The 22,058-nt window shown below is 69.4% G+C and carries 23 protein-coding genes and 3 pseudogenes; 17 read left to right on the top strand and 9 right to left on the bottom strand.

Annotated elements, in window-relative coordinates; all coding sequences use genetic code 11:
- Window positions 1-17 precede the first annotated feature (17 nt).
- The 6 genes and pseudogenes from ACZ561_RS34590 to ACZ561_RS34565 form a co-directional block, all read right to left on the bottom strand.
- Window positions 18-200, bottom strand: coding sequence for a hypothetical protein (locus ACZ561_RS34590; protein WP_471002889.1), 183 nt, complete (start codon window positions 198-200; stop codon window positions 18-20).
- An 89-nt stretch (window positions 201-289) separates the two neighbouring features.
- Window positions 290-475 carry a hypothetical protein gene (locus ACZ561_RS34585; RefSeq protein WP_471002886.1) on the bottom strand — a complete coding sequence of 62 codons (186 nt, stop codon included), beginning with the start codon at window positions 473-475 and terminating at the stop codon, window positions 290-292.
- A gap of 1 nt (window position 476) precedes the next feature.
- Complete coding sequence (locus tag ACZ561_RS34580; RefSeq protein WP_471002883.1) at window positions 477-824, bottom strand: SpdD-like protein; 348 nt, start codon at window positions 822-824, stop codon at window positions 477-479.
- A 12-nt stretch (window positions 825-836) separates the two neighbouring features.
- Window positions 837-995, bottom strand: coding sequence for a hypothetical protein (locus ACZ561_RS34575; protein WP_376440169.1), 159 nt, complete (start codon window positions 993-995; stop codon window positions 837-839).
- Between the two features lie 20 nt (window positions 996-1,015).
- The gene (locus ACZ561_RS34570) at window positions 1,016-1,207 is read right to left on the bottom strand and encodes a mobile element transfer protein (RefSeq protein WP_383556147.1); all 192 of its coding nucleotides are present in this window, start codon (window positions 1,205-1,207) and stop codon (window positions 1,016-1,018) included.
- A 14-nt stretch (window positions 1,208-1,221) separates the two neighbouring features.
- Window positions 1,222-1,886: pseudogene (locus ACZ561_RS34565) on the bottom strand (DUF2637 domain-containing protein).
- Between the two features lie 80 nt (window positions 1,887-1,966).
- Here ACZ561_RS34565 and ACZ561_RS34560 point away from each other — a divergent pair.
- The 3 genes and pseudogenes from ACZ561_RS34560 to ACZ561_RS34550 all read left to right on the top strand — a co-directional run.
- Window positions 1,967-2,746, top strand: a pseudogene (locus tag ACZ561_RS34560) (protein phosphatase 2C domain-containing protein); the annotation flags it as partial.
- 167 nt (window positions 2,747-2,913) lie between these two features.
- Complete coding sequence (locus ACZ561_RS34555; RefSeq protein ID WP_471002878.1) at window positions 2,914-3,483, top strand: ferredoxin; 570 nt, start codon at window positions 2,914-2,916, stop codon at window positions 3,481-3,483.
- 743 nt (window positions 3,484-4,226) lie between these two features.
- On the top strand, window positions 4,227-4,361 hold the full coding sequence (locus ACZ561_RS34550; RefSeq protein ID WP_471002875.1) for a hypothetical protein: 135 nt from the start codon (window positions 4,227-4,229) through the stop codon (window positions 4,359-4,361).
- 203 nt (window positions 4,362-4,564) lie between these two features.
- Here ACZ561_RS34550 and ACZ561_RS34545 read toward each other — a convergent pair whose 3' ends face one another.
- Entirely contained in the window at window positions 4,565-5,146 is a 582-nt protein-coding gene (locus ACZ561_RS34545) for a hypothetical protein (protein WP_471002872.1), read from the bottom strand.
- A gap of 361 nt (window positions 5,147-5,507) precedes the next feature.
- On the opposite strand from ACZ561_RS34545, the gene ACZ561_RS34540 reads away from it, so the two are divergent.
- A complete protein-coding gene (locus ACZ561_RS34540) occupies window positions 5,508-5,948 on the top strand; it encodes a DUF5959 family protein (RefSeq protein WP_471002869.1) in 441 nt (146 codons plus the stop codon).
- Between the two features lie 7 nt (window positions 5,949-5,955).
- Here the strand turns inward: ACZ561_RS34540 and ACZ561_RS34535 are convergent.
- A pseudogene (locus ACZ561_RS34535) lies at window positions 5,956-6,631 on the bottom strand (site-specific integrase); the annotation flags it as partial.
- Between the two features lie 605 nt (window positions 6,632-7,236).
- Here ACZ561_RS34535 and ACZ561_RS34530 point away from each other — a divergent pair.
- The 4 genes from ACZ561_RS34530 (at window position 7,237) to ACZ561_RS34515 (ending at window position 10,619) form a co-directional block, all read left to right on the top strand.
- Entirely contained in the window at window positions 7,237-8,865 is a 1,629-nt protein-coding gene (locus ACZ561_RS34530; protein WP_471002866.1) for an ice-binding family protein, read from the top strand.
- A 257-nt stretch (window positions 8,866-9,122) separates the two neighbouring features.
- Complete coding sequence (locus tag ACZ561_RS34525) at window positions 9,123-9,488, top strand: hypothetical protein (RefSeq protein WP_471002863.1); 366 nt, start codon at window positions 9,123-9,125, stop codon at window positions 9,486-9,488.
- 145 nt (window positions 9,489-9,633) lie between these two features.
- Window positions 9,634-10,074: a DUF6086 family protein gene (locus tag ACZ561_RS34520; protein WP_471002860.1), complete on the top strand. Its 441-nt coding sequence runs from the start codon at window positions 9,634-9,636 to the stop codon at window positions 10,072-10,074.
- Between the two features lie 329 nt (window positions 10,075-10,403).
- The gene (locus ACZ561_RS34515; protein WP_471002857.1) at window positions 10,404-10,619 is read left to right on the top strand and encodes a hypothetical protein; all 216 of its coding nucleotides are present in this window, start codon (window positions 10,404-10,406) and stop codon (window positions 10,617-10,619) included.
- A 219-nt stretch (window positions 10,620-10,838) separates the two neighbouring features.
- On the opposite strand, the gene ACZ561_RS34510 is transcribed toward ACZ561_RS34515, so the two are convergent.
- Complete coding sequence (locus ACZ561_RS34510; RefSeq protein ID WP_471002854.1) at window positions 10,839-11,114, bottom strand: hypothetical protein; 276 nt, start codon at window positions 11,112-11,114, stop codon at window positions 10,839-10,841.
- 218 nt (window positions 11,115-11,332) lie between these two features.
- Here ACZ561_RS34510 and ACZ561_RS34505 point away from each other — a divergent pair, with 218 nt between their 5' ends.
- From ACZ561_RS34505 to ACZ561_RS34465, 9 genes are all read left to right on the top strand, one after another.
- Complete coding sequence (locus ACZ561_RS34505) at window positions 11,333-11,698, top strand: PH domain-containing protein (RefSeq protein ID WP_362360184.1); 366 nt, start codon at window positions 11,333-11,335, stop codon at window positions 11,696-11,698.
- 113 nt (window positions 11,699-11,811) lie between these two features.
- Window positions 11,812-12,654, top strand: a complete 843-nt coding sequence (locus ACZ561_RS34500; protein WP_471002949.1) for a DUF2797 domain-containing protein — start codon at window positions 11,812-11,814, stop codon at window positions 12,652-12,654.
- 286 nt (window positions 12,655-12,940) lie between these two features.
- Window positions 12,941-13,846, top strand: coding sequence for an amidohydrolase family protein (locus ACZ561_RS34495; RefSeq protein ID WP_471002850.1), 906 nt, complete (start codon window positions 12,941-12,943; stop codon window positions 13,844-13,846).
- A gap of 40 nt (window positions 13,847-13,886) precedes the next feature.
- Window positions 13,887-14,624: a response regulator transcription factor gene (locus tag ACZ561_RS34490; RefSeq protein WP_376443148.1), complete on the top strand. Its 738-nt coding sequence runs from the start codon at window positions 13,887-13,889 to the stop codon at window positions 14,622-14,624.
- Window positions 14,625-14,632: 8 nt separating this feature from the next.
- Window positions 14,633-16,159, top strand: a complete 1,527-nt coding sequence (locus ACZ561_RS34485) for a sensor histidine kinase (RefSeq protein WP_471002846.1) — start codon at window positions 14,633-14,635, stop codon at window positions 16,157-16,159.
- A 26-nt stretch (window positions 16,160-16,185) separates the two neighbouring features.
- Entirely contained in the window at window positions 16,186-17,445 is a 1,260-nt protein-coding gene (locus ACZ561_RS34480) for a bifunctional glycosyltransferase family 2/GtrA family protein (protein WP_471002843.1), read from the top strand.
- Window positions 17,442-19,643 carry an ArnT family glycosyltransferase gene (locus ACZ561_RS34475; RefSeq protein WP_471002840.1) on the top strand — a complete coding sequence of 734 codons (2,202 nt, stop codon included), beginning with the start codon at window positions 17,442-17,444 and terminating at the stop codon, window positions 19,641-19,643. The genes ACZ561_RS34480 and ACZ561_RS34475 overlap by 4 nt, the downstream gene beginning before the upstream one ends.
- A 77-nt stretch (window positions 19,644-19,720) precedes the next feature.
- A complete protein-coding gene (locus tag ACZ561_RS34470) occupies window positions 19,721-21,244 on the top strand; it encodes an MFS transporter (RefSeq protein ID WP_471002837.1) in 1,524 nt (507 codons plus the stop codon).
- A 44-nt stretch (window positions 21,245-21,288) separates the two neighbouring features.
- Complete coding sequence (locus tag ACZ561_RS34465) at window positions 21,289-22,056, top strand: TetR/AcrR family transcriptional regulator (RefSeq protein ID WP_471002834.1); 768 nt, start codon at window positions 21,289-21,291, stop codon at window positions 22,054-22,056.
- Window positions 22,057-22,058 lie beyond the last annotated feature (2 nt).

Genomic DNA, 22,058 nt, shown 5'->3' with positions numbered 1-22,058 from the left:
GGTGTCGGTCAAGGGGGTCACTTCCCGGCGCGGACGAGGACGGCGGGGGCGGTGCGGGTGCCGGTGCCCTTGCAGGCCGGGCAGGAGGCGGGAAGGGTGCGGCGCTGCCCTTCCGTTGTGGTGGTGCCGGTGGTGATGTGGACGACGGGGAAGCCGTCGCAGTGGGAGCAGACGCGCGGGGTGGTGGGCTGGGGCATCATGGGCTTTCCCTTTCGGGTCCGTTGGATCAGAAAGCGGTGGAGCCGTCCGGGGCGGCGGATCTTTGGCGAGAGAGCCGCCCCGGAGGGCATTACTTGATGCGTCCGCCGCGCTTCTGCGTGGCGTTGAAGATGCGCTTGTCCTCGCGGGTGGCGGTGCCGTTGCCGATCCGGTCGCGGATCTCGTTCAGGCGCCGGCCGCCTTCGCGCTTGGCCTGCTGGTACTGCCGGTCCTGTTCGGCGTGGTTGGTCTCGGGGCGCTTGCTGAAGATGCCCATGTCAGCGACCTTTCTGGTTGTTGAGGAGCGAGCGGAGCACGACGGCGCACACGGCCACGGACGTGGCGGTGATCGCGACGGCAAGGAGCATGGAGACGAGGACGGCGCCGACGACGAGGACGAGTCCGGCGCCACCGGCGACGACCGTGACGAGGCCGGTCGGGGTGAGACGGACTGCCGGCACCTGAACCCGCCGCGCGGCCGGGACCGGCGCCGGGGTGTGGTCGTGGTTGCAGACCAGCGGATCGACGTCGTGGCGGGGCTCGATGTCGCCCGTAGCAGCGGGCTGGACGAGCGGGGTGACGATGCCGGTCGGGAGCGGGTTGACCGGGATGCGCGGTCGGAGCATGACGGGGTCTCCCTACTGGTTGATGGTGTTGTCGATGAGTGGGGCGAGGACGCTGTCGGCGAGGAGGTAGCCGCCGAGGAGGATCACGGCGACGAGCCACCAGGGCGGGCGGATGAGCTTGATGCCGAGGGCGCCGACGACGATCAGGGCGAGCCAGAGCGGGACGTCCATGACGCGGTTCTCCTTCGCGGTTAGCGGGGTTGGCAGCGGTGGGTGCGGGCGGCGAGCTGGGCGGCGGACTGGTTGGAGTAGTCGGCGGACCAGCCGCAGTCATCAGCAGTGCAGGCGGCGGCGTGCTTGGTGCGGCCGTGGCGGTCGCGGTGGGTGCCGATCTGCACCGGGCCGATCCGCATCACGGAGTGGAAGAAGTCGCGGGCAGGCATCGGGCGTTCTCCTTTCAGGCGAGCTGGGCGGCGATGGCGTCGGCCATCACGGATGGGACACCGAGGCGGGCGCGCAGGGTGTCGGCATCGATCGGCGACCCGTACGGGCGTGGTGGTCGTCGGCGACCTTCCGGGCGTGAGCCACCAGCGCCGGCGGAACAGCCACAGCAGGCGGGGCGGCGATGGGCTCGGGTGCCGGGTCAGGCTCGGCGGCGGGCAGCTCGGGCGGTGATTCAGGCTCAGGCTCTGCGGGGATCTCCCGCTCGACGACCGGGTTGTCGGCGGGCGGCTCAGGTGTGACCGCCGGCGTCGGGGTGTGGACGAGGAGGGTGCCGCCGAGGAAGGCGAGGGCGGGCCATCCGGCGACCAGGATGCGCAGCCAGTCGGGAACGTGGGCGAGGTCGAGGAGTCCGGCGGTGGCGACATTCGCACCGAGCGAGGCGGCCAGGGCGACGGTGAACCAGGTCCAGGCCGAGCCAGCAGGGGCGCCGGCGGCCCGCAGGGTGCGAAGGCGGCGCCAGGCGGCGACGAGCAGGAGGTCGACGGAGACCGGGTAGGCCCACGCCTTCCAGCCCGTCTGTCCGGCGGCCGCGGCCAGGTCGTGCAGGTGGGCGAAGGACAGGGCACCGGCGATCACGGCCTGTACGAGGACGGCGTCCGGTCGCAGCGTCTGGCGCATCGCGGGTCCTCCTTCCGGTTTCGGGCATGGGTGGGGTAGGGAGTTGACGTGGATATCGCTCTGTTCGGCACCCCCGACCTGGGGGACCCAACGAGGACTTCGCCATCGGCAGCGCCGAGTGCGTCGTGGTGCTGGACGGTGCCGGGATGCCAAAGGGACTGCCCACCGGATGCATTCACGGCGTGGCTTGGTTCGTCCGGAGGCTGGGCAACTCGTTGCACAGAGAGGCCACCGAAAGCCGACGGGACTTGACTCACTGCCTCGCTACCGCCATTGAGCACACGGCGGATCTTCACCGGGAGACCTGCGATGCGAACAGTCCGTTTTCCCCGTCAGCGATGGTCGCCGTACTTCGAGTCCAGGACGAGCAAGCTGAATGGCTGGTGCTGGGAGACGGCTCACTCGTCCTCGATGAAGGGCCAGAGCCCCTAGTCGTCACTGATCAACGCCTGAAAGCGGTGGCAAGCGAGAAGCGAGCCGCGTTGCGCGCAGCCAAGCCAGGGTCACAGGAGGAACGGGCAACGCACACCTCGTTGGTCGAGGAAGAGCGGGCACTGCGCAACCGACCGGGCGGGTTTTGGGTGGCCGCCGCGGAGCCCGAAGCTGCGGCCGAGGCTCTGACAGGAAATACGCCGATCGCACACCTGAGGCGGGCGGCACTTCTCACTGACGGCGCTGCCCGGTTCGTCGACACCTTCGCTTTTGGCGACTGGTCAGATTGCCTCGACGTTCTGGAGCAGCACGGCCCAGCCTCTCTCATCGGCCAAGTCCGCGCCGCCGAGCAGAGCGACCCAGACCGTAAGCGATGGCCCCGCTCCAAGGGGCACGACGATGCAACGGTGATCTTCGCTCGCTTCTAGACGAGTTGATCCGAAGTGGCTCAGTGGTCGTAGGCGATCAGTGAGCGGGTGACGGGCGCGCTGGTGTTGTTGTTGTGCCAGATCGCGGCGGCCAGGATCGTTGCTCAGCAGCGCCGATCCTGGACACCCTCACGGTGTTTTGGTGGGGAATCGTGAAGGAGATGAGCATGAACGACCGACCGGGATACTGGGATCCGCTGCCGGCTGTGCGCGCGTCAGCGGGGACGACGCTGCCCTGGGAGGGGACGGTCACTGTCCTTGCTCAGGCAGAGACCTACCTGACGGGCCGCTGGGACGAGCGGAACTGGCGCAATGTGCCAGGACCGTTGTACGGAGCGGAGACGGACACCTGCGAGATGGGCCCCGAGGTCGCACCCCGGCACGTCATGTGCGACGAGACCGGCCAAGAGTTCGTTTTCCGCCAGCCCCGGAGACCTGCCGAGGTCAACAGCGTGCTCTTCGCGGCTTGGAACGATCCCTGCGGCGGATACGGCATGGACGGGGACCAGCGGTGGAGTACGCAATCCGTTCGGACCTGGTGGCAAGAACGCGCACGGCTCCGAGAGTGGGCCGAGCACTTCGTCACCGGCCTATCCAGTTCCCACCACTTCCAAGACGGGTTGGCCGAGCTGCTGTCCTACCTCGATGGTGACCTCCAGGCCCACCTCCGCACCTATCTCTTCTGGTTGGAAGAGGGACGCCCCCCAATCAGCTCCGAGGCTCTGCCCACGCTGTAGACCTCGCAGGCATTCGGAAACACTCGTCTAGGGCAGCTGTTACAGGTTTCTCTACCTCATCAAGGCACCCGCCGCGCAGGCGCGGCGCGTGCGGCCCGTCGCCCGGGCCTGCCCTCCTGTCTCCGCCCCGCTCCAGCCCGGCCGCCGTCCGCACGCCTACGGCTCGGGTTGATGGGGAGCGCCTCAGGCGGGCCTACATGCACGGCAACCGTCACATGGCATGCGTGGCCACGAGCGCTGCCGACTGCGGCCGGGACGGGGTTCCAAAAGACGGCCAGCGGCGAGGGAGGGGTGGCCTCTTGCGCACGGTCGGCCGGCTGCCGGACCTGAGTCGGGCCGGGCGCCGTACCCCCGCCGTCACGGATGACGGGAGCGTGAGGCGACCGCACCACCGGGGAATGGGCGGGCGGGGAGCAGCTGCTGCCGCGATATGGTGCCGGCCAGCGTGGTCGCTCCGCGTCGGTACCGGTCTCGTCGTGCCCGATGAGCGTGTCGTCTCAAGACCTGCCTGCGTTGCGGACAGTCTCGCGCCGTTGTGCGGGGGCGTTGCATCGCGATGGCTTGGGTCCATGCGTGCTGAGCGGTGGGGGAGGCGGTGCGGGACCGTGGTCAGGTCCAGGCCGCGGGTTGGGGCGTCGATGTGGTTGCTGCCGGTCGGCACCGCTGTCCTGATCCGGAGGCTGCCAGATTCCGGGAGGGGCGGTGCCCATCAGGACAGCGGCACCGACCTCGAAGGAGCACCCATGGCCTGCACCGACCCCCAGTGCGACGGCGGCGTCATCCCCAACCCGTACTCCGACGACCCCGAGGACCTCACCCTCTGCGCCGCCTGCAACCACGGCGACGACCCCCGCGACCACCACGACTACGCGGGCTGACGCTCCCGGGGCCTCGGCGCGAGTCGGGGCCCCGGCCGTCGGCTCCCGTCTCATTCAGCGCGGTACACGATCGTTCAGGGCGGAACCACAGCCGGAAACAGTTGAGCTTCCGACAGCACATGAACGCAGGTGAACCGCCTCATACACGAGGCAACGGAGCCTCATCAGGATTGGAAAGAGTGCTGTTCGCCGGCCAGACGTGGCTACAAGTGGCGGGGGTCCGGGCTGAGGATGGCTGGATCTTCGGATCGCAGCCGGAACTTTGCATGGACGCCGAGGCTGTTGCGTGCGGCAATGTAGAACTCATCACGCTTCTCCTGAAACTCCCGGAACGCCCTCATCCAGTCGTCTGACGTACCTGGGCGCATGTCTCGAACGAACTGTTCCAGTACCCAGGCGTGCCGCTGTAGCGATCTGGCTGCCGAGATGGATTCCGCGTCTCCCATAAGGAGCACGGCTTCGAACGCATAGCCACGCTCAAGCTCAGCTTCGGCCAGCAGCTCCAGGCCGGCCTCCCTGGCGAGTGGCTGAGGCAGGTCGAAGAGTCCCTTGCCTGCAGCCAGACGACCTGCCAGCGAGGTGAACCTCTTGACCGCGTCGGCAAACCGGAGATAGCACTCCAGGCGACGTTCGTCCCACCGTGTGGAAAGTTGGCGCCGCCACCGAGATCTCTCCATCAGGGCTCCACCGACGTACGACGCAACCGCGCCGACGAGCACACCGATCAAGGTGAACAATTGTCCCGACATGCCCCCGCCTATCATGTATCTGTCAGGAGAGAACATACGGCCGGAGGCTCTGACGCGTAAGGGCCTCAGGCTGGTATGAGAGCTGAACGGCCTCTCAGCGGAGCCGGGATCAACGGCCGGATGCCACTACATCTCCGGAGCCCTCGGGCAGTTGCTGTACCGCAGCGAAGTACAGCAACCCCAGCAACCGGCAGCGCCCAGTACAGGCCCTCAGGGACTTCCGGGCGGCCTGTATGACCTCAAGTGACCGATCTCGCTAGAGCTACGGATCAGAAGGTTGCAGGTTCGAATCCTGCCGAGTGCACAGCCTGAGAGGCCCCGGACGAAAGTCCGGGGCCTCTTGCGTTGTGTCGTGCAGCAGCGGAGTGCAGCAACCGTATGAGGGGGAGCGACGTCGATGGCCGAGGCCGGGGAGCCGCTGGAGTTGATCGCGCTGGAGAGCGGGACACAGAGCGTCGGGGTCCGACTGCTGTCGACCAATCCGTCCTTCACCGGGGTCTCAGGCCGCTACTTCGACGCGGAGATCCAGATCCGAAGCGACTTCGTGAACGCCTCCGTGCGGATGGGCGTCTTCGACGAAGAGGTCGAGGAGTGGGGCTACCTCCTCGACGCCCTCGAAGAAGCCATCGAGGACGCTGCCGAGGTGTTCGCCGGCGACTGGCCCAGAGAAGGCCGTACGGCGTACCTCCGCTTCGTGGCCGAGGACCCTCTCGTCATCGAAGTCTGCGACGCACCCGGCACCGGCATCTGCGTCCAGGTACCACTTGCCTTGGACGGCGACTGGATCGCAGAGGCCAGGGCCCGGTTTGCGAACGCCCGCGAAGCGCTCAAGGTCTAGAGGCAGATCACGTCTGTCCCATGGCGTCGGACAGCTTGCCGATCGCGGCACGTACCGCTTCCTCGCTCGCCTCGGTGTAGACCTCCATCGTCATCGCGATCTGAGAGTGCCGAAGGATGCGCTGTGCCACCTCCGGGCGGACCTTGAGCGCGACCAGGAGCGAGCTGCACGTGTGCCGAGTGTTCCGGAGCGGGATGACCCGGAGGCCGGCGCGGCGGGCACGCAGGGCGAACATGCGGGTGAGATTTGCCCGGCTCGATCGGGGTGCCGTACTTCGTCGTGAAGATCAGGTCATGGCCGTCCTGCCAGAGATCCCCGGCGGCTTTCCGGTCGCCGCGCTGCTGGGCGCGGCGCATCCGCAGGGCCTTGAGGCAGAGCGCCGGCAGGGGCAGGAAGTCGTCGGAGTCCTCCGTCTTGGTCTCGCGGTGGAGGATCTGACGCCCGGCGCGCTGGATCTGGTGGTCGACGTACAGCTCTCCCGTTTCCAGGTCGATGGACTTCCACGCCAGACCAAGAACCTCACCGCGGCGCAGGCCGAGGCAGAGCACGAGCACCCAGGCCGCGAAGAGGTGGTCATCGCGGGCGGCGGCATCGGTCAGGAACCGGCCCGCCTCGGCGACGGTCCACGGCTTGATCCGGTGACGGCGCGGCTTGGGGACCCTGACGAGGGAAGCGACGTTCTTTCGCCCCATGGCAGCTTCTACCCGAAGCCGCTCCACAGAGACGAGTTCGAGGGTCATGGTTTTCGGCAGGCAACGAGGCCACCGCACAATCCGTCGGCCGACCAGGGACGCGCTGAACCCCCGGCGGAGGTGCCCGCTTCGGCCGTGCCGACTGGGAGAGCGAGCGTGTTCATGCCGTTCCGGCCTTTGCCTCTGTGAGGGCTCGCCCGAACCTGCTATCAGCTTTTTCATGCACCATTCGACGACACGCCGAAAGCGAATGGGTGAACCTGAAATCGCGAAAATGAGTCACCCAATTGACCGGTGGTGACACGCCCTCACCTATGTTCATATTATCTCACCTTTAGTGAGTGGGTTTCGGTACGCCACTGCCTCGTCAGCATTGGCTCTGCGGTCGCCGCTTGGCTAAGTCCTGCTGAATACCACGTAGTTGTACGGTCGTGTGGCCCGACCGGAACTCACCACAGGGCGCTCGGAATTCCCATTCCGAGCTACTGAGCTCAACGGCCAAAAGAAAGGTCTGTCCTATGCCAGTGGATGCCGCCCTGTCCGCCCCATCAGGCCCCGCTCGAAGACACACCAGGGTCAAGAAAAAGCTCCTCCTGTTGCCCGGAGCGCTGTTGGTGGCGGCGGTCACCCTGGTCCCGAGGCTCGCTCACGCCCTGGAAGCCCCCGTGGGGCTGGGGACCGCCACCAATTACGCGGTCCTGGCCGGTTCAACGATCACCAACACGAACACCCTGACCACCATCAACGGAGACCTGGGGCTCGATCCCGGCACATCGGTGACCAACTTCCCGCCCGGCGTCGTCAACGGAACGCAGCACATCGACGACGCGCAAGCCGAGCAGGCGAAGGCCGACCTCGTCATCGCCTACAACGACGCGGCGAGTCGCGGACCCGGGGCCGCCTCTTCGGTCGACATCGGCGGACAAACGCTGGCTCCCGGCGTCTACACGTCCTCGTCGACACTGGGCATCACCGGGACGGTCACCCTTGACGGCCAGAACAACCCGGACGCCGTCTTCATCTTCCAGATCCCCGAGACCCTGATCACGGCTCCGGGGGCCGTCGTGGCCCTCATCAACGGAGCAAATGCCTGCAACGTGTTCTGGCAGGTCGGCAGCTCCGCCACCCTCGACACGACCACCCAGTTCAAGGGCAACATCCTGGCCCTGACGTCCATCACCGTGAACACCGACGCCGTGATCGAAGGTCGCGCCCTGGCGCGCAATGGCGCGGTCACGTTGGACAGAAACACCATTACGAGGGCGGCCTGCGCCGTTGGCCCGGTCGGACCTCCCGGTCCGACGGGTTCGCCCGGTCCGACGGGTTCGCCCGGGCCGGAAGGTCCGCCCGGACCGGAAGGTTCGCCCGGACCCGCCGGTTCACCTGGACCCGCCGGTTCGCCCGGTCCTGCCGGTTCGCCCGGTCCTGCCGGTTCGCCTGGACCCGCTGGTTCGCCCGGTCCTGCCGGTTCGCCTGGACCCGCTGGTTCGCCCGGTCCTGCCGGTTCGCCTGGACCTGCCGGTTCGCCTGGACCCGCTGGTTCGCCCGGTCCTGCTGGTTCGCCTGGACCCGCTGGTTCGCCTGGACCCGCTGGTTCACCCGGTCCTGCTGGTTCACCCGGACCTGCCGGGCCTGCCGGACCCACTGGTTCCGCCGGGCCTGCCGGACCCGCCGGACCCGCCGGACCCACTGGTTCCGCCGGGCCTGCCGGGCCTGCCGGACCCGCCGGACCCGCCGGGCCTGCCGGGCCTGCCGGACCTGCCGGCCCCGCGGGGCCCAAGGGACCCCAGGGCGACAAGGGTGAGAAGGGCGAGAAGGGCGAGAAGGGCGAGAAGGGCGACAAGGGCGAGGACGGCCACGGTCACGATCACGGCAAGCCCGACCACGGCAAGCCCGACCACGGTCACGACCAGGGCAAGCCCCCGCACGGTCACGACGAGGGCAAGCCCCCGTGGGCCGGGCTCGTGGACGACGCCCTCAACGATGCTCTTGGCCACGGGGGCCACGGTCGCGCCGTGTCCGACACGGTCAGTACCGTCAACGTCGCCGAGATGAGCGCCGCCACCGGCCAGCAGCCGGAGGTCAAGTTGTCAGACCACGCCGCGGCCAGCGCAAGCAGCAGTACCGGCATCATGGCCGCCTATGCGGGCGCGCTGGCACTCGTCGGAGGCTCGATCTTCGCCATGAAGAGAATTCGGCGAGGTTCAGCGACTCGACGGGACTAGCCCATCCCAGGCCCATCTGCCTTCCCGTCACACAGGCGGCTGAGCCCCTGGACACATCGTCCAGGGGCTCAGCGGTGCGCGCATCGACTCAGAACCGAACACGCAGTTACTGGAGTTGTGGGTGTGGACCTGCAGGTGGCCGGATTCACGGACGCATTCCCGGCCCGAGGCCCGTCCGGTGATCACGAACCGGACCAATGCATGGCCGTCTGGCTGACATCAGCTTGTGACATCAACGATGGTGGACGTGGAGTTACATGAGAGGTCAGGTCAAGCGCACGTGCGAGGTTCCCAGCCGTCGTCCGATCGTTGTGCCTGTCGTCAATCTCGTCGGCGACCAGCCGGGTTGTGCGGACTTCATGAGCAGCGCGCAGGGCACGGTGCTCCTCGACGGCAAGGCGATCGAGCCGGAGACGTACGAAGGCGACGCGATCACGATGCAGAGCGTTCAAGGCAACGCGGTCACCGGAGAGGGAGGGCGCTCCACGGTCACAGGGTGCGGCTTGTGGGTGCAGTTGCCCTCTCTGGCTCCCGGGGCGCATTCGCTGAAGATCCGTGGGCGGTCGGGCGACTTCTCGATCGGTGTGGACTACGCGTTGACTGTCGCGGCCTCCTCTAAGTAGGCGAGCTGCGTGGCGAAGACCCCCGGGGTGCTCCCGTTTCCCGTCAGGCTTGGCGACCAGGCGCAGGCCGCGTAGCCGTTCTTGTAGGCGTGGGTGGATCCCTCACCCCCCGCTTGCCGTTCATGACCAATTGAAAGCTGCCGTGATGAGCCAGTACTTCGACATCGGTGACGAGACGCTGTGGAACCCATCCAATGGGGCTTCTCGCCTGTTCCAGCGCCAGGTTGCGGTCTTCGAAGCGGAGCTTGAACTCCCCTCGGGCATCGGGCCGATGGAGAACGACGAGTGCCAGATCAGCCCCAACACCTTTGAGGCTTTCGTCAACGCCCTCCTGGCGAAGCACCGAAGCACGAGCCACTCCATCTGGCTCGCGCTCTCCGAAGGCTTCGTTGCCACCGTGCTGGTTCTTGCGGAGCGTGCCGGGATCAAGGTGGACTGGAGAGGGCACGCAGCCGCCTCGGAAGCCCCGCTCGAAGACGTGCAGGTGTCCACCGTCACGGGGATGTCCGCCCCTGCGGAAGGCGGAGCCTGGGCTGCCGGCCTGCGAGAGAAGGCACGGGAGCTGGGACGGCGCATGCCCCGCTGATCAGAGCACGCTCCCTTACCCCTGCAGACTCCGCCGACCTGGGGATAGCCTGTCCGCCCATGGGGCCCGCGTGATGTCATGCCAGATACCCCGACCCGTGGGTACTGGATGTGAACGAGCCGATGCCCTATGCCTGGGCGCGAGAGTCCGACGAGCCGACTGGCCGAAGGCACTCGGATTCCTGACACCCGCAGTTGACGTCAACGGGCGTGAATCTCGCCGATCGACGCCAACGTCAGCGGCAGACCAGCAGGGGCCCAGCATGGTGATCGTCCCGGCGTACGAGCGGGTGTCTGGTGTGGGGCGCAGGTGCCTGACAGGATCGGGCTGTGAACGAGCCTTCGATGTCCTCGCGGTTCAGCAGAGCGCTCGACTGGGCAGCGCTGCCCGTGTCCGTTCTTCTTCTCTGGATCGGCATCGAGGACTACCGCGCCGGTGGGTCCGTGGGGTGGCCCGTCGGCGGAGCGCTGCTGGTTCTGGTCAGCCTCTGGGTGATCTACCGCGGGATGCCTCGGCGGAACGGCAAGGCCACCGACTCACCGTAGGCGCACAGCGGCGCAACACCGCAACCCAGCCTTTCGCGCTGCCTTGGCCCGTGCCGAGGACGGCGAGCCGGTCGGTATGGCGTTCGGCCACCCGCTCAGGCCCGACACGGGGTGGTGGCACGAACGGACCGAGCCCGTGCCCGACGACATGCGGCGCGTACCTCGCTCCCGACACGCTCTACGAGCCCGAGGGCGCCGGTCCTCACATCAAGCCGGTCCTCACATCAGGGGGACGCACCTGAGTGCGTGGTCCGAGCGACGGTGCGGTGGTGAGAGCAGATGGACCACCTCGTACGATCCGCTGGGGCAGCCACCGTTGAGGATGAGAGTGTCGATCAGCACGCGGTTGACCGTGTGCCCGTCCCGTTCCATGAGGTCTCTCACGAAGCCCTCGGGATCCGCCTTGAGCGCGCTCTGTTCTTCCTCGGTCAGTTCAAGTCTGAAAACCTCGAAGGCAGATGCTTCGATTTCCGTCGGGCGATGAACGGTAGCCATGGTTCAGCCTTTCGGGGAGGCGTCATCTCCAGGATGCGCCGATCGACGCCCTGCGCAACCGCCGGCACCGGCCGGGCGGCCGGTGCCGGCGGTTCAGCGGGCCGGCGGTTCACCTGGCCTGCGGTTCACCTGGCCTGCGGTTCAGCGGGCCGGCGGGCCGTCGGTTCGGCGGAATAAAGTCGGAAGATCGTTTTTTCTTCTGATCGTGGGGGTTGGGTATGGCGCTCTTCGGGAACGCGCACAAGATCGATCCGGCGCAGGCGCAGCAGGAGTACGCGCGGCTGCTCGGGCAGGGGGAGCAGATTCACGCCGCGTATCTGCTGATCCGGGACACCATCTTCTTCACCGACCGGCGGCTCGTGCTCGTCGACAAGCAGGGCATCACCGGCAAGAAGGTCGAGTACCACTCGATTCCGTACAAGAGCATCACTCACTTCGCCGTCGAGACGGCCGGCACGTTCGACCTCGACGCCGAGCTGAAGATCTGGATCTCCGGTAACTCCGTTCCCGTCCAGAAGACCTTCACCAAGGGCGTGGACATCTACGAAGTGCAGGCGATTCTGACGCAGTTCGTCGCGCGGTAGTCCGGCAAAAGGTAGATGTGCGGAGGCCCCCGGAGTGTTTCCCGGGGGCCTCTGTCGTCGCCGCTGTCAGACCTTCGGAGGAGACTGGTTCCGTGACGTGGCGGTGTACGGGGATGCGGTGGAGCGGGGGTGTGCCCGGGCTCCGTTGGGAGGGTGGGCGGGTGTCCGTTCTCGCGTACGGGCAGCAGGTCGCCTTCCGGGCCGTCGGGCAGCGGTTGTGCCCGGGGGCCCGTGGCAATCCCTGCCCGCTCGGAGCGGTGGTGTCGGCGCGGGCCACCGGCGGGCAGTGCCCTGAGTGCGCGCGGCTCGACCGGGTCCACTCGGTCGCCGCCGACACCATCGCAGACGACCCGCGGACGTACCGCGTGTACCTCGCCTGGTTCGGGCCCGGGATGACCAAGGTCGGGATCACCGGCGAGGAGCGGGGCGACGCCAGGCTCCTCGAGCAGGGCGCCGTCGCCTTCAGCTGGCTCGGGCGGGGGCCGCTCATGGCCGCCCGGCGGACCGAGGAGCTGCTGCGGCACGCCCTGAAGGTGCCCGACCGGATTCCGTACGAGCGGAAGCGCGCCGTACGGCACGAGTTGCCCGCCCCGGACGCGCGCCGCCACGAGATCGAGGAGCTGTACCGCTCCGCCGTCGCCCTGCCGGCGTGGGGCGACACCCTGGAGACGCTTCCCTGCGAGGTGCGCGACCACGCCGAGGCCTTCGGCCTCGACGGGCTCCCCGGACTCGCCGGGACCGTCACCGAGCTCTGCGACGACGGTGTCGTCGCCGGCCGTCTCCTCGCCGCCGCCGGGCCCGACCTGCACCTTCTCGACGCCGAAGACCGGGTGCTCGCCCTCGACACCCGTATCGTCCGCGGGTGGGGGCTCGTCGCCGTCGACCCCGGTCATCGCGTCAGCGTGCCCGTCCGGAAGGCGAACACCGACGTCCAGGACGGGCTGTTCCCGACGTGAGAGCGGGAAGGTGGGGAGCGGGAAGGTGGGGAGCCGGAGGGCGTGACGACCTGAAGGCCTGACGACCTGAAGCCGGGAAAGCGTGACGACCTGAAGGCCTGACGACCTGAAGGCGTGACGACCTCAAGGCGTGACGACCTCAAGGCGTGACGCCTCAAGCCTGGAAGCCTTCCCCGCCCCGTTGTGGACATGATCGGTCCCTTCGGTGGAGGGTGATCCGCATGATCCGCATGATCCGCATGATCCGCATCATCCATGGACGTCGAAGTCGAGCGGAGTCCCGGCCGTGAGCGCCGCCGAGACCCATGCCGCCGAGGTGCACGAGATCGTCCGGCGGCTCGGCCTGCCCGGACTGATCGACGTCCACACCCACTTCATGCCCTCCAACGTCCTCGACAAGGTCTGGGCGTACTTCGACTCCGTCGGCCCCCTGACCGGCATGGAGTGGCCCATCACCTACCGCGAGGAGGAGGACCGCCGGGTCGCCCTCCTCCGCGAGTTCGGGGTCCTCGCGTTCACCTCGATGCTCTACCCGCACAAGGCCGGCATGGCCCCCTGGCTCAACGGCTGGGCCGCCGACTTCGCCGCCCGTACGCCCGACTGCCTCCACACCGCCACCCTCTACCCCGAGCCGGACGCGACCGCGTACGTCGGCCGGGCGATCGACGACGGCGCGCGCGTCTTCAAGGTCCACCTCCAGGTCGGCGACTTCGACCCCAACGACCCGCTGCTCGAGGACAGTTGGGCAACGCTCGCGGACAGTCGCACGCCCGTCGTCATCCACTGCGGCTCCGGGCCCGCCCCCGGAAAGTTCACCGGACCCGCGCCCATCGGACAGCTGCTCTCCCGCCATCCGGAGCTGCGGCTGATCGTCGCGCACATGGGGATGCCCGAGTACGCCGACTTCCTCGATCTCGCCGAGCGGTACGAAGGCGTCCACCTCGACACCACCATGGCCTTCACCGACTTCAGCGAACGCTTCGCGCCCTTCCCCGTCGCCGAACTCCCCCGGCTGCGCGCCCTGGAGAACAAGATCCTCCTCGGCTCCGACTTCCCGAACATCCCCTATCCGTACGCCCACCAGCTCCAGGCCCTCGAACGCCTCGGACTCGGGGACGACTGGATGCGCCGGGTCCTGTACGGCAACGGCGCCGCGCTCTTTCCTCAGGTTTCTCAGGGAATTCACAGCTGAGGGAAAGGAAGATCTCAGTACCTCCGGACAGCGTGGCCGTATGACTGCCACCAAGCCCCGCGGGCGTACCGACATGACCCGGCCCGACGGCTCGGCCGTCCGCGTTCTCGTCGTGGACGACGAGGCGTCGCTCGCCGAGCTCCTCTCCATGGCCCTGCGGTACGAGGGCTGGCAGGTGCACAGCGCGGGCGACGGGGCCGGAGCCCTGCGCGCGGCGCGGGAGTTCCGGCCCGACGCGGTGATCCTCGACGTGATGCTGCCCGACATGGACGGGCTCTCCGTCCTCGGCAGGCTGCGGCGCGAGCAGCCGGACGTGCCGGTGCTGTTCCTGACCGCCAAGGACGCCGTCGAGGACAGGATCGCCGGCCTCACGGCGGGCGGCGACGACTACGTGACCAAGCCGTTCAGCCTGGAGGAGGTCGTGGCGCGGCTGCGTGGGCTGATCCGGCGCTCCGGCGCCGCGCAGGCCCGCACCGAGTCGCTGCTCGCCGTCGGGGACCTGACGCTGGACGAGGACAGTCACGAGGTCACCCGCGGCGGCGAGTCGATCCATCTCACGGCCACCGAGTTCGAGCTGCTGCGCTACCTCATGCGCAATCCGCGCCGGGTGCTCAGCAAGGCGCAGATCCTCGACCGGGTGTGGTCCTACGACTTCGGCGGCCAGGCCAATGTCGTCGAGCTGTACATCTCCTACCTGCGGCGGAAGATCGACGCGGGACGGGCCCCCATGATCCACACCCGGCGCGGGGCGGGCTATCTCATCAAGCCCGGGGAGTAGGACGACCGATGCGAGGCCCCCGTTCCTGGTCGCTCCGCACGCGGCTCGTCGTCTCCGCCGTCACGCTGATCGCGATCGTCGCCACGGTGATCGGGACGGTGACGACGATCGCGTTCCGGTCCTATCTGTACGACCAGGCCGACGGGCAGCTGCAGGGCGTGGCCAACCGGGCCGCCGGGCCGCCGCAGAACATGCCGGGGCCCCTCCCCGACGGCACCCCTGAGGTGCTCGGATTCCTCACCGGCCCCGGCGCCCCGCTCGGCACGGTCGGCGCGTCCGTCGTGGACGGGGAGCTGAGGGACGCCGCCGTCTCCGAGGAGGAAGAGGAGCAGGGGAGGTACGGCCCGAAGTACCGCGCCCAGGCCCTGGACGCCGCCCAGCGCGCCGCCCTCGCCGCCGTCCCGCGCGACGGCGCGCCGCACACCGTCGAGCTGCCGGGCATGGACGACTACCGCGTCGAGTACGCCTCGGGGAGCCGTGGCGACTATCTCGTCGGCATCCCGCTGTCCGACGTCCAGGACACCCTCTCCACCCTGATCCTCGTCGAGGTGAGCGTCACCGGCGCCGGTCTCGTCGCCGCCTCGCTGGCCGGCGGCGCGCTGGTCGGGATCGCGCTGCGGCCGCTGCGGCGGGTCGCCGCGACCGCCACACAGGTCTCCGAACTGCCGCTGCACAGCGGTGAGCCGGCCCTCCACCACCGTGTCGCGGAGGCGGATCCGCGCACCGAGGTCGGGCAGGTCGGCGCGGCCATCAACCGGATGCTCGACCATGTCCACTCCGCGCTCCACTCCCGCCAGCAGAGCGAGACCCGGGTACGGCAGTTCGTCGCGGACGCCAGCCATGAGCTGCGTACGCCGCTCGCCTCCATCCGGGGGTACGCGGAGCTGACGCGGCGCGGCCGGGAGGAGTGCGGGCCCGACACCCGGCACGCGCTCGGGCGGATCGAGTCCGAGGCGACCCGGATGACGGGGCTCGTCGAAGACCTGCTGCTGCTCGCCCGACTGGACGCAGGACGCCCGCTCTCATACGAGAGCACCGATCTCGCACCGCTCGTCGTCGACGCGCTCTCCGACGCCCGCGCGGCCGGACCCGAGCACCACTGGCGGCTCGAACTGCCACCGTCCGCCGTGTCGGTACGGGCGGACGCCGCCCGCCTCCACCAGGTCCTCGTCAACCTGCTCGCCAACGCCCGCACCCACACCCCGCAAGGCACGAACGTCACCGCGCGGGTACGAACGGAGGGCGGCCGCGCCCTCGTCGAGATCGAGGACGACGGGCCCGGCATCCCGCCCGAGCTCCTCCCCGTCGTCTTCGAGCGGTTCGCCCGCGGCGACGCCTCCCGTGCGCGTCAGGCCGGCGGCAGCAGCACCGGGCTCGGGCTCGCCATCGTGCGGGCGGTGACGGTCGCCCACGGCGGGGAGGTGACCGTGCGGAGCCGGCCGGGAGAGACCGTCTTCGCCGTGGCGCTCCCCCTGGAGCCCCAGCACGCCCCGTACGACTCACAGCCAGGGCACAGGCTCATCACACAGCCGTGACAGCGGCCCCGGCGAGGGTCTGTGCCATGCGAACCCAAACGATCGCGGGCACCCTCCCCGCCCGGGAGCATCTGCCGGTGGGCATGGCCGGGCGGCCCGTCCTCGATGTGGTGATTCCCGTCTACAACGAGGAGAAGGACCTGGAGCCGTGCGTCCTGCGGCTCCACGACCACCTCTCCCGTACCTTCCCGTACGGCTTCCGCATCACGGTCGCCGACAACGCCTCCACCGACCGGACCCCCGAGGTCGCCGCCACTCTCGCGGCGATGCTGCCCGCGGTGCGTTCGGTACGGCTGGAGCAGAAGGGGCGGGGGCGGGCGCTGCGTACCGTCTGGTCGCACTCGGACGCGCCCGTCCTCGCCTACATGGACGTGGACCTCTCCACGGATCTGAACGCCCTGCTGCCGCTCGTGGCGCCGCTCATCTCCGGCCACTCCGACCTGGCCATCGGCTCCCGGCTCGCCCGCTCCTCGCGGGTCGTGCGCGGGCCGAAGCGGGAGTTCATCTCGCGGGCCTACAACCTGATCCTGCGCGGTTCGCTCGCCGCCCGGTTCTCCGACGCGCAGTGCGGTTTCAAGGCGATACGCGGTGATGTCGCCGCCCGCCTGCTGCCGATGGTCGAGGACACCGGCTGGTTCTTCGACACCGAGATGCTCGTCCTCGCCGAGCGGGCCGGGCTGCGCATCCACGAGGTGCCCGTCGACTGGGTCGACGACCCCGACTCCACGGTCCACATCGTGCGGACCGCCACCGACGACCTGAAGGGCGTCTGGCGGGTGGGCCGGGCGCTCGCCACCGGCTCGCTACCGCTCGACCGGCTCTCCCGGCCGTTCGGCGACGACCCCCGGGACCGTGAACTCGCGGGTGTCCCCCGCGGGTTGGCCCGGCAGCTGGTCGGCTTCTGTGTCGTGGGCGCGCTGTCGACGCTCTTCTACGTGGCGCTGTACTCGCTCTTCCGGCTCGGCATCGGCCCCCAACTCGCCAACGCGGGCGCACTGCTGGTGTCGGCCGTCGCCAACACCGCCGCCAACCGGCGTCTCACCTTCGGCGTACGGGGCCGGGACCGGGCCGTCCGCCACCAGGCACAGGGGCTCGTCGTCTTCGGCATCGGCCTCGCCCTGACCAGCGGTTCGCTCGCCGCGCTCGGCGCGGCCACCGGCGACCCCGCCCACTCCACCGAACTCGCCGTGCTGATCGTGGCCAACCTCGCCGCGACCGTCGTGCGCTTCCTCCTCTTCCGGCTCTGGGTCTTCCCGGACACCTCGCTCTCAAGGAACACCCGATGACCACCACGTACGACACGCCTTCCGGGCCGTCCGAGCCCTCGGCGCCCGTCGCCCGCGCGGCCCACACCGCACCGTCCGGCCGGAGCGCCCGCCTCGGCCGGCTGTGGCGCGGGCGGGCCGAGGACGCCCCCTGGGTGCGCCCCGCGTTCCTCGTCCTGCTGCTCGCCACCACCCTGCTCTACCTCTGGAACCTGAGCGCCTCCGGCTACGCCAACTCCTTCTACTCCGCCGCCGTCCAGGCCGGCAGCGAGAGCTGGAAGGCCTTCTTCTTCGGCTCGCTCGACGCGGCGAACGCCATCACCGTCGACAAGCCGCCGGCCGCGCTCTGGCCGATGGCGCTGTCCGTGCGCCTCTTCGGGCTCGGGTCCTGGCAGATCCTGCTGCCCGAGGTGCTGATGGGGGTGGCGACCGTCGCCGTCCTCTACGCGGCGGTGCGGCGCCGGTTCGGCGCGGGAGCAGGGCTGCTCGCGGGCGCGGTGCTCGCGCTCACCCCGGTCGCCGCGCTGATGTTCCGCTTCAACAACCCGGACGCGCTGCTGGCCCTGCTGATGACCGTGGCCGTGTACTGCGTGCTGCGAGCCCTTGAGGACGCGAAGAGCGGCACGAAGTGGCTGGTGTGGGCAGGAGTCGCCTTCGGCCTCGCCTTCCTCGCCAAGACGCTCCAGGCGTTCCTGATCCTGCCGCCGCTCGCGCTCGTGTACGCGGTGTGCGCCCCGGTCGGCTTCGGCCGCAGGATCGGCCGACTGGCCCTCGCCGGGCTCGCGATGGTCGCCTCCGCCGGCTGGTGGGTGGCCCTGGTCGAGCTGTGGCCGGCGTCCTCCCGTCCGTACATCGGAGGCTCGCAGAACAACAGCTTCCTGGAGCTCACCTTCGGCTACAACGGCCTCGGCCGGATCAACGGCAACGAGACCGGCAGCGTCGGCGGCGGAGGCCGCGGTGGTGGTGGCGGTCAGGGCGGCGGCTGGGGCGAGACGGGCATCGGGCGGATGTTCAACGACGCCGTCGGCGGTCAGATCTCCTGGCTGCTGCCCGCCGCGCTGATCCTGCTCGTCGCCGGGCTCGTCATCACCTGGCGTGCGCCCCGGACGGACACCGCCAGGTCCGCGTTCCTGGTCTGGGGCGGCTCGCTGCTGATGACCCTGGGCGTCTTCAGCTTCATGGCCGGCATCTTCCACGAGTACTACACGGTGGCCCTGGCCCCGTACATCGCGGCGCTCGTCGGCATGGGCGTGAGCGTCCTGTGGGAGGAGCGCACCAGGTTCCTCGCCTCGGCGGCGCTGGCCGTGACGGTCGCGGGCACGGCGGTGTGGGGGTACGTCCTGCTCGGCCGGACGCCCGACTGGATGCCGTGGCTGCGCTGGGCGGTCCTGGTCGCGGGCTCGGTCGCCGCGCTCGGGCTGTTGCTCGCAGGCCGCCTCGACCGGCGGATCGGGCTCGGCCTCGCGGGGCTCGGTCTGGCGGCGGGTCTGGCGGGCCCGGTCGCGTACACCCTCTCCACGCTGAGCACCGGCCACCAGGGGTCGATCGTGACGGCGGGCCCGTCGGGCGGCGCGATGGGCGGCCCCGGCGGTGGCCGCGGCGGGCCGCGTGCGATGTACGGGATGGTCGACGGAGGCGGGGCCGGACGCGGAGGCCAGATGGGCGGCGGCCCCGGTGGGCAGATGCCCGGCGGTCAGGGCGGGCCCGGCGGTCTGGGTGGTCAGGCCCCGGGTGGCCAGGGCGGTCAGGGCGGTCAGATGCCCGGTGGTACGCCTCCCCAGGGCAACGGCCAGGGCAATGCCCAGGGCAACGGCGGCGCGGGCATGGAGCGCGGTGCCCCCGGTGGCGGTGGCGGCATGGGCGGTCTGCTCAACGGCGCGACCGTCGGCTCCAAGGCCAAGGCCACCCTCCTCGACGGCGCCGACGACTACACCTGGGTCGCTGCGGCCATCGGCGCCCAGAACGCGGCCAGCTACCAGCTCGCCACCGGCAAGCCGGTGATGGCGATCGGCGGCTTCAACGGCAGCGACCCGTCGCCGACCCTCGCCCAGTTCAAGCAGTACGTGGCCCAGGGGAAGATCCACTACTTCGTCGGCAGCGGCACCGGCGGCGGTGGCGGAATGGGTGGCAACTCGGAGATCTCCACGTGGGTCACGGCCACCTTCGAGCAGGTCACCCTCGACGGCTCCACGTTCTACGACCTGACGCAGAAGAAATAACCGCTATACGGCGTAAGAGAGACCCTTGTACGGTGTACGAGACCTAGTCCCGTACACCGTACAAGGAGTGCTGTTCCATGACGGCGACGACCGCCGCGAACGAACCCACCACCGGGAAAGCCACCCCCGGCGGACATCCGCAGCGCTGGCTGATCCTCGGCGTCATCTGCCTCGCCCAGCTCACCGTGCTGCTCGACAACACCGTCCTGAGCGTCGCGATCCCCTCGCTGACCTCCGAACTCCACGCGACGACCACCGACATCCAGTGGATGATCAACGCGTACTCGCTCGTCCAGTCCGGCCTCCTGCTCACCGCGGGCAACGCCGCCGACCGCTACGGCCGCAAGAAGCTGCTCGCCGTCGGTCTCGCGCTCTTCGGCCTCGGCTCGCTCGCCGCCGGACTCGCCGACTCCACCGGGCAGCTGATCGCCGCCCGGGCCGGCATGGGCGTCGGCGGCGCGCTGCTGATGACCACCACCCTCGCCGTCGTCATGCAGATCTTCGACGACTCCGAGCGGGTCAAGGCCATCGCGCTCTGGTCCACCGTCAGCTCGCTCGGCTTCGCCGCCGGCCCGCTGATCGGCGGCGTGATCCTGAACCACTTCTGGTGGGGAATGATCTTCCTCATCAACATCCCGGTCGCGCTGATCGGCCTCGTCGCCGTCCTCAAGCTCGTACCGGAGTCGAAGAACCCTCAGGGGGAGCGCCCCGACCTGCTCGGCGCGCTGCTCTCCACGATCGGTATGACCGCCGTCGTGTACGCGATCATCACCGGTCCCGAGCACGGCTGGACGTCCGCCGAGGTACTGGTCCCGGCCGCCATCGGTGTCGTCGTCCTCGGCGCCTTCGCGCTCTGGGAGCTGCGCACCCCGTACCCGATGCTCGACATGCACTTCTTCCGGAACCAGAAGTTCATCGGCGCCATCGGCGGCTCGCTGCTCGTCGTCTTCGGCATGGGCGGCTCGCTCTTCCTGCTCACCCAGCACCTGCAGTTCGTGCTCGGCTACGAGCCGCTGGAGGCCGGTCTCCGCATGGCGCCTCTCGCGCTGACGATCGTGGGCCTCAACCTGACCGGTATGGGCCCCAAGCTGGTGATGAAGATCGGCACCCCGTCGGCCGTCGTCCTCGGCATGACCCTGGTCGCGGGCGGTCTCACCTCGATCGCCGTGCTCGGCGGCGGCACGGACGGCAGCTACTGGGGGATGCTCCTCGGCCTGGTCCTGATGGGCGGCGGCATCGCCGTCTCCTCCCCTGCCATGGCCAACGCCATCATGAGCGCGATCCCGCCGGAGAAGGCGGGCGTGGGCGCCGGCATCAACGGCACCCTCGCCGAGTTCGGCAACGGCCTCGGCGTCGCCGTCCTCGGCGCCGTGCTCAACGCCCGCTTCGCCGCACTCGTCGCCGTCACGGCGGCCTCGCTGCCGGCGGCCCTCGCGGCGGCCGGAAGCGACGCCGAACGGGCGGAGATCTCCGACGCGTTCGCCACCGGCCTCCAGACCAGCCAGCTGGTCGGCGCCATCGCCGTCTTCGCGGGCGGCCTGCTCGCGGCGGCGCTGCTGCGCCGGGCGGAACGGTCCGAGAAGAGGGAAGCGGCTGCATAGCATGGTGACGGACCGCTGACAGGGTGAGCTCACGGAGGAACGCGATGGTCAAGGCCGCAGACCGGGCCAAGAACCCGGCGCGCTCCTCCGTATGGCTCGAACGGCGGACCCAGCGCAGCGGAGGCGGTCCGGCCGGCCTCGACCGCGACCGGATCGTGGCGACCTCGATCCGGATGCTCGACGAGGACGGCCTGGCCGGCCTCTCGATGCGCAAGCTGGCGACCGAGCTGGGCGTCACGGCGATGTCGCTCTACTGGTACGTGGACACCAAGGACGACATCATCGAGTACGCCCTCGACGCCGTGTACGAGGGCATCGACCTGGAGGCCGTCGCCGCGGCCGAGGACTGGCGCGACCGGCTCCGTGCCCTCGCGCTCGGCTACCGCCGGATGCTGGTCCGCCACCCCTGGGTCTCGGCCTGCGTGGGCATGTACCTGAACGTCGGGCCGCGGGCGCTCGTCGTCGGGACCGCGATCCAGGACGCCGTCCGGGCCACCGGACTCCCGGTCCACGGCCAGCCGGGCACACTCGCGGCGGTGTTCCAGTTCGTGTACGGATACGGCACCATCGAGGCCCTGTTCGCCCGGCGCTCGGCCGAGGCGGGCATGACGCAGGACGAGTTCTACACGGAGTCCGTCGCCGCGTTCCGCGACGAGCCGCAGTTCGCCGAGCCGATGGCGAAGATGGCGGAGCTCTTCGACGAGCGCGCCTCGCACGGCAGCGTCAGCGACATGTGGGAACGGGACTTCGCCTACGCCCTCGACATCCTGGTCGCGGGCATCGAGGTCATGGTCGCGCGCGAGGGCGAATAGCG

This window comes from Streptomyces sp. NPDC039609, assembly GCF_055596705.1.
Note: the sequence above shows the minus strand (reverse complement) of the source record. Positions and strands in the feature narration are given on the sequence as shown.

Excerpts from the sequence above, each read along its gene's own strand:
- ACZ561_RS34590 (WP_471002889.1), bottom strand. The coding sequence starts at position 200 with ATGATGCCCCAGCCCACCACCCCGCGCGTCTGCTCCCACTGCGACGGC.
- ACZ561_RS34585 (WP_471002886.1), bottom strand. The coding sequence starts at position 475 with ATGGGCATCTTCAGCAAGCGCCCCGAGACCAACCACGCCGAACAGGAC.
- ACZ561_RS34580 (WP_471002883.1), bottom strand. The coding sequence starts at position 824 with ATGCTCCGACCGCGCATCCCGGTCAACCCGCTCCCGACCGGCATCGTC.
- ACZ561_RS34575 (WP_376440169.1), bottom strand. The coding sequence starts at position 995 with ATGGACGTCCCGCTCTGGCTCGCCCTGATCGTCGTCGGCGCCCTCGGC.
- ACZ561_RS34570 (WP_383556147.1), bottom strand. The coding sequence starts at position 1,207 with ATGCCTGCCCGCGACTTCTTCCACTCCGTGATGCGGATCGGCCCGGTG.
- ACZ561_RS34555 (WP_471002878.1), top strand. The coding sequence starts at position 2,914 with ATGAACGACCGACCGGGATACTGGGATCCGCTGCCGGCTGTGCGCGCG.
- ACZ561_RS34550 (WP_471002875.1), top strand. The coding sequence starts at position 4,227 with ATGGCCTGCACCGACCCCCAGTGCGACGGCGGCGTCATCCCCAACCCG.
- ACZ561_RS34545 (WP_471002872.1), bottom strand. The coding sequence starts at position 5,146 with ATGTTCTCTCCTGACAGATACATGATAGGCGGGGGCATGTCGGGACAA.
- ACZ561_RS34540 (WP_471002869.1), top strand. The coding sequence starts at position 5,508 with ATGGCCGAGGCCGGGGAGCCGCTGGAGTTGATCGCGCTGGAGAGCGGG.
- ACZ561_RS34525 (WP_471002863.1), top strand. The coding sequence starts at position 9,123 with ATGAGAGGTCAGGTCAAGCGCACGTGCGAGGTTCCCAGCCGTCGTCCG.
- ACZ561_RS34520 (WP_471002860.1), top strand. The coding sequence starts at position 9,634 with ATGAGCCAGTACTTCGACATCGGTGACGAGACGCTGTGGAACCCATCC.
- ACZ561_RS34510 (WP_471002854.1), bottom strand. The coding sequence starts at position 11,114 with ATGGCTACCGTTCATCGCCCGACGGAAATCGAAGCATCTGCCTTCGAG.
- ACZ561_RS34505 (WP_362360184.1), top strand. The coding sequence starts at position 11,333 with ATGGCGCTCTTCGGGAACGCGCACAAGATCGATCCGGCGCAGGCGCAG.
- ACZ561_RS34500 (WP_471002949.1), top strand. The coding sequence starts at position 11,812 with ATGCGGTGGAGCGGGGGTGTGCCCGGGCTCCGTTGGGAGGGTGGGCGG.
- ACZ561_RS34490 (WP_376443148.1), top strand. The coding sequence starts at position 13,887 with ATGACTGCCACCAAGCCCCGCGGGCGTACCGACATGACCCGGCCCGAC.
- ACZ561_RS34485 (WP_471002846.1), top strand. The coding sequence starts at position 14,633 with ATGCGAGGCCCCCGTTCCTGGTCGCTCCGCACGCGGCTCGTCGTCTCC.
- ACZ561_RS34480 (WP_471002843.1), top strand. The coding sequence starts at position 16,186 with ATGCGAACCCAAACGATCGCGGGCACCCTCCCCGCCCGGGAGCATCTG.
- ACZ561_RS34475 (WP_471002840.1), top strand. The coding sequence starts at position 17,442 with ATGACCACCACGTACGACACGCCTTCCGGGCCGTCCGAGCCCTCGGCG.
- ACZ561_RS34470 (WP_471002837.1), top strand. The coding sequence starts at position 19,721 with ATGACGGCGACGACCGCCGCGAACGAACCCACCACCGGGAAAGCCACC.
- ACZ561_RS34465 (WP_471002834.1), top strand. The coding sequence starts at position 21,289 with ATGGTCAAGGCCGCAGACCGGGCCAAGAACCCGGCGCGCTCCTCCGTA.